Source organism: Ruegeria sp. YTSC003, assembly GCF_059609785.1.
Genome location: NZ_JBXWMK010000003.1, coordinates 162,587 through 175,830 on the forward strand (window position 1 = coordinate 162,587; position 13,244 = coordinate 175,830).

The 13,244-nt window shown below is 57.7% G+C and carries 13 protein-coding genes; 10 read left to right on the forward strand and 3 right to left on the reverse strand.

Annotated elements, in window-relative coordinates:
* Positions 1-43: 43 nt before the first annotated feature.
* Positions 44-1,336 (reverse strand): serine--tRNA ligase, encoded by a 1,293-nt coding sequence (serS, locus tag AC2FFH_RS07790; protein WP_496766944.1) that lies wholly within the window; start codon positions 1,334-1,336, stop codon positions 44-46.
* Between the two features lie 72 nt (positions 1,337-1,408).
* A complete protein-coding gene (locus AC2FFH_RS07795) occupies positions 1,409-3,073 on the reverse strand; it encodes a mechanosensitive ion channel family protein (RefSeq protein WP_496766945.1) in 1,665 nt (554 codons plus the stop codon).
* 201 nt (positions 3,074-3,274) lie between these two features.
* Between AC2FFH_RS07795 and yajC the strand changes: the two genes are divergently transcribed.
* The 10 genes from yajC (at position 3,275) to AC2FFH_RS07845 (ending at position 10,269) form a co-directional block, all read left to right on the forward strand.
* Positions 3,275-3,562 (forward strand): preprotein translocase subunit YajC, encoded by a 288-nt coding sequence (gene yajC / locus AC2FFH_RS07800; RefSeq protein WP_058274044.1) that lies wholly within the window; start codon positions 3,275-3,277, stop codon positions 3,560-3,562.
* Positions 3,563-3,595: 33 nt separating this feature from the next.
* A complete protein-coding gene (gene secD / locus AC2FFH_RS07805; RefSeq protein ID WP_496766946.1) occupies positions 3,596-5,257 on the forward strand; it encodes a protein translocase subunit SecD in 1,662 nt (553 codons plus the stop codon).
* Position 5,258: 1 nt separating this feature from the next.
* Positions 5,259-6,233: a protein translocase subunit SecF gene (secF, locus tag AC2FFH_RS07810; protein ID WP_058277475.1), complete on the forward strand. Its 975-nt coding sequence runs from the start codon at positions 5,259-5,261 to the stop codon at positions 6,231-6,233.
* Positions 6,226-6,996: a sulfite exporter TauE/SafE family protein gene (locus AC2FFH_RS07815; RefSeq protein ID WP_496766947.1), complete on the forward strand. Its 771-nt coding sequence runs from the start codon at positions 6,226-6,228 to the stop codon at positions 6,994-6,996. The genes secF and AC2FFH_RS07815 overlap by 8 nt, the downstream gene beginning before the upstream one ends.
* Positions 6,983-7,336, forward strand: coding sequence for an Mth938-like domain-containing protein (locus AC2FFH_RS07820; RefSeq protein WP_496723503.1), 354 nt, complete (start codon positions 6,983-6,985; stop codon positions 7,334-7,336). The genes AC2FFH_RS07815 and AC2FFH_RS07820 overlap by 14 nt, the downstream gene beginning before the upstream one ends.
* 146 nt (positions 7,337-7,482) lie before the next feature.
* The gene (gene ccmA, locus AC2FFH_RS07825; protein WP_282169318.1) at positions 7,483-8,097 is read left to right on the forward strand and encodes a heme ABC exporter ATP-binding protein CcmA; all 615 of its coding nucleotides are present in this window, start codon (positions 7,483-7,485) and stop codon (positions 8,095-8,097) included.
* On the forward strand, positions 8,094-8,750 hold the full coding sequence (gene ccmB / locus AC2FFH_RS07830) for a heme exporter protein CcmB (protein WP_496723499.1): 657 nt from the start codon (positions 8,094-8,096) through the stop codon (positions 8,748-8,750). The genes ccmA and ccmB overlap by 4 nt, the downstream gene beginning before the upstream one ends.
* Positions 8,751-8,811: 61 nt before the next feature.
* Positions 8,812-9,585, forward strand: a complete 774-nt coding sequence (locus AC2FFH_RS07835; RefSeq protein WP_496766948.1) for a heme ABC transporter permease — start codon at positions 8,812-8,814, stop codon at positions 9,583-9,585.
* Positions 9,582-9,740: a heme exporter protein CcmD gene (gene ccmD, locus AC2FFH_RS07840; RefSeq protein ID WP_496723495.1), complete on the forward strand. Its 159-nt coding sequence runs from the start codon at positions 9,582-9,584 to the stop codon at positions 9,738-9,740. Before AC2FFH_RS07835 ends, ccmD begins: the two co-directional genes overlap by 4 nt.
* The gene (locus AC2FFH_RS07845) at positions 9,733-10,269 is read left to right on the forward strand and encodes a DsbE family thiol:disulfide interchange protein (RefSeq protein ID WP_496723493.1); all 537 of its coding nucleotides are present in this window, start codon (positions 9,733-9,735) and stop codon (positions 10,267-10,269) included. Before ccmD ends, AC2FFH_RS07845 begins: the two co-directional genes overlap by 8 nt.
* Before the next feature lie 114 nt (positions 10,270-10,383).
* Here the strand turns inward: AC2FFH_RS07845 and acnA are convergent, their stop codons facing one another.
* Positions 10,384-13,074 carry an aconitate hydratase AcnA gene (gene acnA / locus AC2FFH_RS07850; RefSeq protein WP_496777699.1) on the reverse strand — a complete coding sequence of 897 codons (2,691 nt, stop codon included), beginning with the start codon at positions 13,072-13,074 and terminating at the stop codon, positions 10,384-10,386.
* Between the last annotated feature and the right edge of the window lie 170 nt (positions 13,075-13,244).

The following is a 13,244-nucleotide window of genomic DNA, read 5'->3' on the forward strand; positions in this document are numbered from 1 at the left end:
CCTTAACCCTCTTGAACCGGCGCCCTGTTGGCCGCCGGTTTTTTTATGCCAGCGTGCCGTCCAGTTGCAGCGTCAGCTTGCCGCCCAGATAGGGGGCCAGAACCTTGGGCAGGGTGACGGTACCGTCTGCGTTCTGGCCGTTTTCCAGCACTGCGATCAGGCATCGGCCAACGGCAAGGCCCGATCCGTTCAGCGTGTGAACATATTCCGGTTTGCCGCCACCTTCGGGCCGGAAGCGCGCATTCATCCGACGTGCCTGAAAATCACCACAGGTCGAGACCGAGCTGATCTCACGGTACGTATCCTGACCCGGGAGCCAGGCCTCGATGTCAAAGGTTCGGCGCGCACCAAAGCCCATATCGCCTGTGCACAAGATCACTGTGCGATAGGGGATGCCCAGCTGTTCCAGAATACCCTCGGCACAGCGCAGCATGCGTTTCTGCTCATCATCTGACTTGTCAGGATGGGTGACCGAGACCATTTCGACCTTTTCGAACTGGTGCTGGCGCAACATGCCGCGCGTGTCTTTGCCGGCCGATCCGGCCTCAGACCGGAAGCACAGGGAATGCGCGGTGTAGCGGCGGGGCAGATAGCTTTCTTCGATCATCGTGTCGTTGACGATATTGGTCAGCGACACCTCGGACGTCGGGATCAGCCACCAGCCTTCACGGGTCTGATAGCTGTCTTCGCCAAACTTCGGCAATTGGCCTGTGCCCTGCATCATCTCGGACAGAACCAGAACCGGGCCGTTCACCTCGGTCAGTTCGTTTTCGTTGATGTGCGTGTCCAGCATGAACTGCGCCAGCGCACGGTGAATGCGGGCAACACCACCGGACAACAGGACAAAGCGCGAGCCGGACAGCTTTGCCGCCGTTTCAAAATCCATGCCGTTCTGAACGGCTTCGATTTCAAAGTGCTCTTTCGGTGCAAAATCCAACTCACGCGGAGTGCCCCAGCGGTTGACCTCGACATTGTCGTTCTCGTCCGCACCTTCTGGCGCGTCCTCGGCGGGCAGGTTCGGGATGCGGATCAGTTGATCAGTCAGCAGTGCGTCCAGATCCTTGGCCTCGGTCTGCATCTGGGCGATTTCGGCCTTTTTTTCCGCGACCAGCGCGCGCAGGCGTTGAAATTCAGCCTCGTCGCCGCGCCCCTTGGCGGCACCGACTTCTTTGCTGGCCTTGTTCTGTTCGGCTTGTGCCGTTTCTGCGGCCTGAATCTTGGCCCGGCGGCTTTCGTCCAACCTTAGCAAATCTGACGACACCGGCGCGTCCCCACGGCGCGCAAGTGCGGCGTCGAAGGCGGCGGGGTTTTCGCGAATGGCGCGGATGTCGTGCATGGTTCAGATCCTTAAATGCGTGAATCACTGAAACCGCTTATGCACCATCTGAAAGGCAGGGTGTAGCGCCGGTTACGACTTATCGGCATCCGCGTGTGTTTCATGCGCCAGATGGCCATCCCAATGCTCGGTCGGGATCTTGGGATCAGGTGGATCAGCCATGTAAGAGGGCGTCATGATCTGCACACCGTTTTCATTGAACACGGCTACGATATTGCGATGCAGGTCTGACCGGATTTTCGGAATGATGCTGCCACGGGTCGTATAGCCGTTGATCTGATAGTTGATCGCGTAATCCGCCAATGCGGTCCACAAAACAAAGGGTTCAGGCTTGGCCTTGATGCCTTTGGTTCGGTTGGCGGCCTCAATCAGCATCGCCTCGACCTTCTCGGGCGGCTCTTCATAGCCGATGCCAACCGTGGTGTGCAGCAGCAGACCGCTGCCGTCCGTTTTCTTCGAGAAGTTCACCACATCCGAATTCATCAGTTGCGCGTTTGGGATCGAGATCAGTTCGTTCTTGATAGATTTCAGATGCGTCTCCATCAGTTTGATCTGAACCACATCGCCGATGTGGTCGCCGATCTGAATCCGGTCCCCGATCGAGGTCGAGCGACGATAGATCACGAACAGGCCGGCTAGCATGTTTGAGACGACAGAGTTTGCACCCAGCGACAGCATGGCGCCCACCAGGATCGTCAATCCCTGGAACGCCGCCGAGTCGGACCCGGGGATGTAGGGAACGGCAAAGACCAGGGCGATCATGATCACCACAACACGGGCAATGTTGAAGGTTGGGCTGACCCAGTGCTTTTCGAAATCGCCCATGTCGAAGGAACCCGCTTCGACCGCGTCGAAGAACACCCGCATCCCCTTAATGATGTACAGCGCCACCCAAGAAATCAGGCCCAACATGATTAAATTGGGGATGTAACTGATAATGCCTTTGAAGATCAGCAGTACCGGCTCGGTCAGATAGGTCAGCAATAGCTGCGCAAAATAGCGGGTTTCGGCGAAAGCCAGCAGAACAAACGAGAGGTAGTAATAAAAGCCGAGAAAGAAGATGATAAGCAGAACGAAGTTCAGCCCATATCGTACCAGCGCAGCGATCGCTTCGGCCTGAACGCTTTTGGCTGTGGCAGTTTCCACGTCCTTGAGGTGAAGTGAGACAAACTTTAATGTCTTCCGTCGAATCCGACGGTGCACCCACAGGATTGCCACCACAAACGCCACAAAACCAATGGTCCATGCCACTGCCTCAATTGCACCGGACACGCGCGCCCGATCGGTGCGGTTGGCGCGGTAGTCTTCGATGGATTGTTTGATCGCGTTCCCGTGCAAAACGCTTAGAACGCTAAGCTCCATCTGATCCAACTCGGCATCGGCTTCGGTGACGATCGAAACTCTCTCGCCATCGGCCAGAGTCCAAATGCCGAACTCGGTCTCTTCGTATGTCACCTCAACCGTCAGTGCATCCGAGGCTTCGGCGATTTCGATGATCTTGTCCTGAACGTCTTCCGCCCGCTCTGGCGCGGGCAGGGCACTGGATCCCCGGACCTGGAACAATACGTCCCCGTCCACGATGACCGGCGCCACGAAACTGTCCGAGTCCGCCCCGTCAGAAGCAAGGGGCTCCGTCGGTGTTTCCTGTGCCAGTACGACGTCTGAAAACCAAAGGCTGGACGCCAGGGCCGTCAGAAAATAAACCAGCAAAAGGAAGGGCTTGAATTGCCTTGCCATATGTCCCCCTTAACCCGAACTATACCCAGTTTCAGCGAGGTGCCTAGGACATATCTGCAACGCCTGGCTTGTTCTTTGTGCACTGTGGCCGGGTCAGGGCGGTGTACAGCGTTGCCTTCGCTTGCAAAGGCGCAATTCAGAGCATAGGTTCCCGCCAAATTTGCGGAGCATTTCCGCAGCACCAAAACAAAGGAATATCCCATGGAAGGTGGCGCAATCGCCCAGTTTCTCCCGCTGATCCTGATCTTCGCGATCATGTATTTTCTGCTGATCCGTCCGCAGCAAAAAAAGATGAAGCAACATCAGGCCATGGTCGAAGCCGTGCGTCGCGGCGATCAGGTTGTCACCCAGGGTGGAATGATCGGCAAGGTGTCCAAGGTCAAGGAAGGCGACAACGAGATCGAAGTTGAAATCGCCGAGGGTGTGAAGGTTCGTGTGGTCAAGTCGACCATTGCGCAGGTTCTGAACAAGACTGAGCCCGCGAAGTAACTTCGCGCCACAATTCCTTGAAAAGGCAGGGTAATGCTGCAAATTGATACCTGGAAGCGGGTTCTGATCTGGCTGGTCTGCGTGATCGGTCTGATCCTTGCCCTGCCGAATGCGTTTTATACGCGCGTCGAGCAATCCAACGATGCCAAGGCCGCAATTGAGCTTGGTATCGACACTCCCGAAATGCAGGCCGAGGCGGCGCAATGGCCGAACTGGCTGCCGTCGTCGCTGGTCAATCTGGGCCTCGATCTGCGCGGTGGTGCGCATCTGTTGGCCGAAGTTCAGGTCGGCGATGTGTACGAATCCCGGATGGAGGCCATGTGGCCCGAAATTCGCGATGCACTGCGGGATGAGCGCGCCACGGTTGGCACCATCCGCAAACAAGAGTCGGCCCCGGACGAGATTCGGGTGCGCATCAGCCAGCCCGAGGGCATGTCCCGCGCGCTTGAAGTTGTGCGCGGCCTGGCCCGTCAGGTGCAAACCCTGACCGGTGTAGGTGCAACCGATATCGAGGCACGGGCTGAGGGCGACACAATCGTCGTTCAACTGTCAGAGGCGGAAAAACTTGCCACAGACGACCGCACTGTGCGCCAGTCGCTTGAGATTGTGCGCCGCCGTATTGACGAGGTTGGAACGCGTGAACCCACGATCCAACGTCAGGGTGCGGATCGTATCCTTATTCAGGTGCCGGGTATCGGCAGTGCTGGTGAACTGAAAGAGATCATCGGCACCACCGCTCAGCTGACATTCAATCCCGTAGTGGGGCGGGGTACCAACCCGGACGCAGTGCCGGGGATTGGCGAACAGGTCCTCCCCTCCATCGACGAAACCGGTTTGTTTTACACAGTCGAGGCGGCCCCAGTCGTCACCGGCGAAGAGCTGGTGGACGCGCAGCCAGCCTTCGACCAGAACGGTCGCCCAGCGGTCAGCTTCCGGTTCAACACATCTGGGGCGCGCAAGTTCGGCGACTATACGCTGGAAAATATCGGCCAGCCGTTCGCAATCATTCTTGATGATGAGGTCATCTCGGCCCCTGTTATTCAAAGCCACATTCCCGGCGGTTCGGGCATCATCACCGGCAACTTCACCGTTGAAGAAAGCACCAATCTGGCTGTTCTGTTGCGCGCAGGTGCTTTGCCAGCGGGGCTGGAGTTCCTCGAGGAACGGACCATTGGTCCGGAATTGGGTCAGGACAGCATTGATGCCGGTAAGGTCGCGACGATCGTAGCCTTTGCCGCAGTGCTGGTTTTCATGGCGCTCAGCTACGGCCTGTTTGGTATCTTTGCCAACATCGCTCTGATCATCAACGTGGGCCTGCTGTTTGGCCTGCTGTCCTTGATCGGAGCGACCCTGACACTGCCTGGTATCGCTGGTATCGTACTGACGGTTGGTATGGCGGTGGATGCCAACGTGCTGATCTTTGAACGTATCCGCGAAGAACTGAAATCCGCCAGAGGCCCGGCGCGCGCGATCGAACTGGGTTATGAAAAGGCGTTGTCGGCCATTCTGGACGCAAACGTGACCACTTTCATCACCGCTGTAATCCTGTTTGCCATGGGCAGCGGTCCGGTGCGCGGTTTTGCCATCACGTTGGGTCTGGGCATTCTGACCTCGGTCTTCACCGCGATCTTCGTGACGCGTCTGATGATCGTCATCTGGTTTGAACGCCGCCGCCCGAAAATGATCGAGGTTTGACATGAGACTGAAACTCGTACCCCAGAATACCTCGTTCGATTTCTTCAGCCGCTGGAAAATCTGGCTGGGTATCTCGGCCTTGATGATGATCGTGGCGTTCACGTCCTTCATGCTTCAGGGGCTGAACTTCGGCATCGACTTCCGCGGTGGCACGACGATCCGGACGCAAAGCACCCAAGAGATTGATGTTGGAGTTTATCGTGACGCCCTTGCCCCGTTGGAATTGGGGGATGTGACAATCACAGAGATCTTCGATCCAAACTTTGGACCGGATGAGAATGTCGCGATGATCCGTATCCAAGCGCAAGAAGACGCCGAGGCAGTTACATCGGACGTGATCACTCAGGTCGGCGAGGTGCTTGCCGCTGCTGATCCAGGCCTCAAATTACCATTTGAAAGCGTTGAATCCGTCGGCCCCAAAGTCTCCGGTGAGCTGATCCAAACTGCGGTTATCGCGGTGGTGTTGGCGATCGGGGCGGTGCTGGTATATATCTGGCTGCGTTTCGAATGGCAGTTCGCCTTGGGCGCGGTGGCCGCATTGGTTCACGACGTAATCCTCACCATCGGCATCTTCTCGGAACTGCAAATCCGGTTCGATCTGGCCATCATCGCGGCATTGCTGACCATCGTGGGGTATTCGCTGAACGACACCGTGGTCGTCTTTGACCGTGTTCGCGAGAACCTGCGGAAATACAAGAAAAAGGACCTGAAAGAGGTTCTGAACATCTCGATCAACGAAACGCTCAGCCGGACGGTGATGACCTCGGTTACCACCCTGTTAGCGCTGATCTCGCTTTATGTGCTGGGCGGGGACGTGATCCGCGGCTTTGTTTTCGCGATGATCTGGGGCGTGATCGTAGGGACGTATTCCTCGGTCTTTGTGGCCTCGACCATCCTGCTGTGGCTGGGCGTCAAGCGCGACTGGTCGAAGCCGTCCAACAACGCGGGCAACCAGTTCGCAAATGTGGATGCCTGATCTTCTCGGCCAGTCCCCCACGGGGCTGGCCGTTATACTTTTTGCAGCGACACTGGGTGGCATCGTTCGCGGGTTTTCCGGCTTTGGCACCGCGCTGATTTTTTTACCTCTGGCCACACCGTTCCTCGGCCCGTTTGGGGCGCTGATCGGACTGACGATCATGGATATCTTCGGGCCACTCCCCAACCTGCGACGGACGTGGCGCGTCGTGGACCGCGGCGACCTGGCACGGTTACTGCTGGGCTGCGCCCTGGTCCTGCCCGTTGGCCTGTGGGTCCTTACGCAGGTCGAACCTGAGGTTTTTCGATACGCGGTCAGCTTTCTGGCCTTATTCATGCTTGCAATCCTGATCCTCGGATTACGCTATCAAGGCCGCGTGCGGCGCGCGATGGTGACCGCAATCGGTGGCGCTGCGGGCTTTCTCGGTGGCGTCGCTGGGTTGCCTGGACCGGCGGTGATCTTGTTCTACATGTCTCGCCCACTTCCTGTAGAGGTTATCCGGGCCACAATCCTGCTGTTCCTTTTTGGATTCGATTTTCTCATCTTTGGCTTCCTGTCCGGCATGGGGCGTGTGACCCTCGACAGTGTCGTTTTGGGTTTGGCTCTGTCCGCCCCGAACCTTCTGGGCAATTGGCTGGGCGGATGGCTATTCAATCCGGAAAGGGCAAAGCTCTACCGTGCCGCGGCTTATGTGGTCATCGCCCTTGCTGCCTTGTCGGGCCTGCCGCTTTGGGGCATAGAAGATATCCATGCGGTTGAATGAGATCACATATAACAACGCAACACCGGTTGATGGCTACGGGCCCGGCTTTTTCCGTATTGGTGGCCAGGTTCACCAAGGGGCGGTTCTAACCGGTCCATCGGGCACCACTGGTTGGGGCGGATACGACGATCAATCCTCTTTGCTTGCATTGGCTGGGCATGTGGATGTCCTGTTGATCGGAACGGGCGCTGATCTGGCCCACATCCCCTCTGACCTTCGAGCGGCGCTCGAGCAGGCCGGCATGGGCGTTGAGATCATGAACTCACCTGCAGCCTGCCGGACTTATAATGTACTGCTCTCCGAAGGCCGTCGCATCGCGCTGGCTTTGCTTCCCACCTGACGGGATCCGTTTCATCTGGCCAAAAATATCCCAGGAGCGCGAAGGGCTGCCCCCTCATTTTCATGCTTATCCGACAGCGGCTCGGGCATTGCCCTGCGGCAAATCCCGCCTTTTGCCCCTATGCGCAATAAGATAAGCGGGAACGTATGACACTGACCGTAACCGATCTTGCCATCACCCGCGGGGGTATCCCCGTGCTCGAGGGGCTCAACTTCTCGCTTCAATCCGGGCAAGCACTGATCCTGCGTGGGCCAAACGGGATCGGCAAAACAACTTTGTTGCGTACACTTGCGGGGTTGCAGCCGGCGTTGAGCGGAACCATTGTCGGGGCCGAGGATCAAATTGCCTACGCCTCGCATTCCGACGGGTTGAAGCCAACGTTGACGGTTGTGGAAAACCTGACCTTCTGGGCCTCGGTCTTTGGGACAGATGACATCCAACCGGCATTGGATGCCTTTGCTTTGAACGAGCTGTCGGACCGCCATGCGGGAAACCTGTCCGCCGGGCAGAAACGTCGCCTTGGACTGGCCCGGATGCTGGTCACCGGGCGGCCGATCTGGATGCTGGACGAACCGACGGTGTCACTGGACAAAAGCGCCGTCCAGATGTTCGCCGATACCGTTCGTGCCCATCTGGGGCAGGGCGGTTCCGCCCTGATCGCCACCCATATCGACCTTGGTCTGGACGGTGCGGTTCTGGATGTGGGTCCCAACAAAGCCAAACCAAAACCCATCGACGACTTTGACGGAGGCTTCCTGTGATCGCCCTGCTGCTGCGCGACCTGAAACTGGCGTTCCGCGCGGGCGGGGGTTTTGGCCTTGGCCTTGCATTCTTTCTGATTGTGACCGTTCTGGTGCCGTTCTCAGTCGGCCCGCAATCTTCGCTGCTGTCGACCATTGCCCCGGGTGTGCTTTGGCTGGGCGCGCTGTTGGCTTGCCTGTTGTCGCTTGATCGTCTGCTTGCGCTGGATTGGGAAGACGGATCGCTTGACCTCCTAGCAACGGCGCCCTTGCCGCTTGAGGCGGTTGTGACGATCAAGGCGCTGGCCCACTGGTTAACGACGGGTTTGCCCCTGGTTCTGGCCGCGCCGTTTCTGGGTGTGCTGTTGAACCTGCCGGTGCCGGGATTTTTCTGGTTGGTGATCTCACTTTTGGTCGGCACCCCGGCCATGAGTGTAATCGGGACTTTTGGCGCAGCTCTGACAGTCGGCCTAAAGCGTGGTGGTCTATTGTTGTCATTGCTTGTTCTGCCGCTTTATGTTCCCACACTGATCTTCGGGGCCGAGGTCGCGCGCCGTGGTGCCACGGGGATGGAAACTCAGACGCCGCTTTTGATGCTGGCGGGGATCACCGCCGCCACGATTGCGCTGTTGCCTTTTGCCAGCGCAGCAGTATTGCGGATCAACCTTCGGTGACGCTGTCGCAGTTTGACTGATGTCAATTGAGAACAAACACGAGTCGGACTAAATAGAGCCCATGTCTATCGCAGCCAAAGCCAATACCCTCTGGGAATACGCCAACCCGCGCAAATTCCTCGCGACCAGCGAGCGGATCCTGCCGTTCTTCTGGATGACTTCTTTTGTGTGTCTGTTCGTTGGGCTGGTTTGGGGTTTTTTCTTCACACCGGATGACTACAAACAGGGCTCGACGGTCAAGATCATCTATCTGCATGTGCCTGCGGCGCTGATGGCGATTAATTGTTGGCTGATGATGCTGGCGACCTCGCTGATCTGGCTTGTACGGCGTCACCATGTCAGCGCGCTGGCAGCCCGGGCGGCTGCGCCGGTCGGTATCGTGATGACAATGGTCGCCTTGGCAACCGGCGCGATCTGGGGGCAACCGATGTGGGGCACGTGGTGGGCCTGGGATCCTCGCCTGACCGCGTTCCTGATCCTGTTCCTGTTCTATTTGGGCTACGTTGCGCTATGGGAAGCGATCGAAGATGCCGACACAGCCGCCGATCTGACCTCGGTCCTGTGTCTGGTGGGGTCGGTTTTTGCCTTGCTCAGCCGCTATGCGGTGAACTTCTGGAACCAAGGCCTGCACCAAGGAGCCTCTGTGATGCGCGCTGCAGCCGTCACGGGCTCGGATACCGAGGAAAAGGTCAGCAACATCTATTTCTACCCGCTGCTGCTGTGCATCATCGGATTTGTGCTGCTGTTCATCGCGTTGGTTCTGTATCGCACAGGAACAGAAATCCGGGCGCGGCGGATCAAGGCTCTGCTGGCGCGAGAAAGGCTAAACGGATGATCCCTGATCTTGGAAAATATGCCGACGCGGTCCTGTGGTCCTATGCTGCCTCGCTGGGGTTGCTGATTGCACTGGTCGTTCTCAGCGTAATGCGCGGGCGCAAAGTCCGGGCGGAAATGGAAAAGGTCGAACACAGGATGTCGCGCAATGGCTAAAATCTCACCCCTGATGATTGCGCCGCCGTTGATCTTCGGCGCTTTTGCCGTTCTGGCAGGCATTGGAATGTTCCGCGACGACCCTGATGCTTTGCCATCTGCACGCGAAGGGCAGCCCGCGCCACCTGTCGTTCTGACAGAGTTTCCGGGCAAAACGTTGTTCGACGATGACACCCTGCGTGATGGTGAGGTCAAGCTGGTCAACTATTGGGCCAGCTGGTGTGCGCCCTGCCGGGCTGAGCACCCCAACCTTGAGGCGCTGTCCGAAGAGGGCATCCCGGTCTATGGCGTCAACTACAAGGATCAGTTGGCCAATGCCGAAGGTTTTCTGACCGAACTGGGCGACCCTTACGAAGCCATCGGACGGGATGAGCAAGGACGCATGGCGCTGGACTGGGGTCTCTACGGTGTTCCGGAAACTTATGTAATCGACGGAGAGGGCACGATCATTCTGCGCTTTGCCGGTCCGATCACGCAGCGCGTCATCGAAAGCAGGATCCGCCCGGCATTGGAAAAAGCCAGCCAGTGATCTGATCCGTTGCCATCCGGAGCGTGCCTGCGGCACGCGCTCTATTTCTTATTGGTGCTGGTGGCGCTGGCACTCAAGAAAAAGCCCCGGCGCATTGGCCGGGGCTTTGTTGCTTTAAGCTTCCTTGGCAAGGTTCCGCAGCACATATTGCAGCACGCCGCCGTTTTCGATGTATTCGATCTCGGGCGCGGTATCGATCCGGCATTTCAGCGTGATTGTTTTCTCGGTTCCGTCGCCGAAAATGATGGTGCAGGGCACCTCTTGCAGCGGCTCGACCGAATCCAAGCCGTGGATTGATACGGTTTCATCGCCTGTCAGGCCCAATGTCTTGCGGGTGTCGCCGCCGGTGAACTCGAACGGGATTACGCCCATACCAACCAGGTTGGACCGGTGGATACGCTCAAAGCTTTCGGCGATCACGGCTTTGACGCCCAGCAGGGCCGTGCCTTTGGCAGCCCAGTCCCGGGATGAACCGGCGCCGTATTGCTCGCCACCAAAGACGACCAGCGGAAGGCCTAGTTCCTGGTAGGCCATCGAAGCGTCGTAGATCGAAGCCTGCTCGCCGTCAGGACCTTTGGTATAGCCACCTTCGACGCCGTCCAGCATTTCATTCTTAATGCGGATGTTGGCGAAGGTACCACGCATCATGACCTCATGGTTGCCGCGGCGGGAACCGTAGGAGTTGAACTCACGCGGTTGGACCTGACGTTCGATCAGGTACTGACCGGCAGGCGAGGTGCTTGCAAAAGACCCTGCGGGTGAGATGTGGTCGGTCGTGACCATGTCCCCAAGAACCGCCAATACCTTGGCCCCTTCGATATTTGTGATCGTGCCCGGCTCGGCACCCATCCCCTGAAAATAGGGAGGGTTCTGGATATAGGTCGAAGTCGGCGGCCAGTCATAGGTTTCCTGTTGCGGAACCTCGACGCTCTGCCATTTCTCATCGCCTTTGAAGACGTCCGCATATTTCGACTGGAACGCTTCGCGGGTGACAGTTTCTTGCACCAGCTCGGCAATTTCGCTTTGGGTTGGCCAGATGTCCTTCATGAAGACGTCATTGCCGTCCTTGTCCTGGCCGATCGGCTCGGATGTCAGGTCGATATCCATGGTGCCAGCCAGTGCGTAGACCACGACCAGTGGCGGCGAGGCCAGATAGTTGGCCCTCACGTCCGGCGAAATCCGGCCTTCAAAGTTGCGGTTGCCAGACAGAACGGATGTGGCGACCAAATCGCCCTCGGCAATTGCTTCACTGATTTCCCGCTGGATCGGGCCAGAGTTGCCGATGCAGGTGGTGCAGCCATAACCAACCAGGTTGAACCCGATGGCATCCAGATGCTGCTGCAGGCCTGCTGCCTCAAGGTATTCAGACACAACCTGCGAACCGGGGGCCAGCGATGTTTTGACCCACGGTTGACGGTTCAAGCCCAGTTCATGTGCCTTTTTTGCGACCAGACCGGCACCGATCATCACATAAGGGTTCGAAGTGTTGGTACAGGAGGTGATCGAGGCGATCACAACCTTGCCCGATTCCATGCCGTAGTTTTCGCCCTTGACCACGACCTGCTTGCCCATCGGGCGCTTGAAGGTTTCGGCCATTTCCTTGGTAAAGGCAGCTTTGGCGTCGGTCAGCGCAACATAGTCCTGTGGACGTTTTGGCCCCGAGATTGCGGGAACGATCGTGCCCATGTCCAGCGTCAGAGTGTCGGTGTAGATGGGCGCGTAGTTCTCATCACGCCAAAGGCCGTTTTCCTTGGCATAAGCTTCGACAAGTGCCAGACGATTCTCATCCCGGCCGGTGTTACGCATATAGCGCAGGGTCTCGCCGTCAATTGGGAAGAAACCGCAGGTCGCGCCATACTCGGGGGCCATGTTGGCAATCGTTGCGCGGTCAGCCAGCGGCAGACGATCCAGACCGCTCCCGTAGAACTCGACGAATTTGCCCACCACGCCCTTCGCGCGCAGCATCTCGACGACTTTCAGAACAAGGTCAGTGCCAGTGGTGCCTTCGAGCATCGCGCCGGTCAGCTCAAAACCTACAACTTCAGGGATCAGCATCGAGATCGGCTGGCCCAGCATCGCGGCCTCGGCCTCAATCCCGCCGACACCCCAGCCCAGAACGGCCATGCCGTTGACCATCGTGGTGTGGCTGTCGGTACCAACTAGCGTGTCGGGGTAGGCGACTTCGTCGCCGTTCTGGTCGGTGTCGGTCCAGACGGTCTGGGCCAGATATTCAAGGTTCACCTGATGGCAGATACCGGTTCCGGGGGGAACAACGCGGAAGTTGTTAAATGCCGATTGCCCCCATTTAAGGAACTGGTAACGCTCCATGTTGCGCTCATATTCACGGTCCACATTCATCTGGAACGCGCGCGGGTTGCCGAATTCATCAATCATGACCGAGTGGTCGATGACCAGATCAACAGGGTTCAGTGGATTGATCTTCTGCGCATCGCCGCCCAGCCCTTTGATGCCATCGCGCATCGCGGCCAGATCAACAACAGCCGGAACGCCGGTAAAGTCCTGCATCAACACGCGGGCAGGGCGATACGCAATCTCGCGCGGGTTCTTGCCGCCATTACGTGCCCATTCGCCAAAGGCTTTGATATCGTCGACCGCGACGGAAAAGCCATCGTCCTCGAACCGCAGCATGTTTTCCAGAACCACTTTCAGCGCGGCGGGAAGCTTGGAAAAATCACCCAGACCAGCCTCTTGCGCGGCAGGGATCGAGTAATATGAAATGGATTTGCCATTCACGCTAAGGTTGCGGCGTGTTTTGGCGGTATCTTGTCCGACTTTGATGGGCATCTGTGGCCTCCCTCTGAAATGACTTAGATCCCGGGATTCGCTAATAGTTATCTGCATCACCAAAGCCTTTGGTTCAAGGACCAAGGTGATGAGCTTGTTGAGTTATGTATACCATTGCACACAAAATTTAAGGGTAACGATGGTCGCATGTCTCAAGAAACGTTGATTGG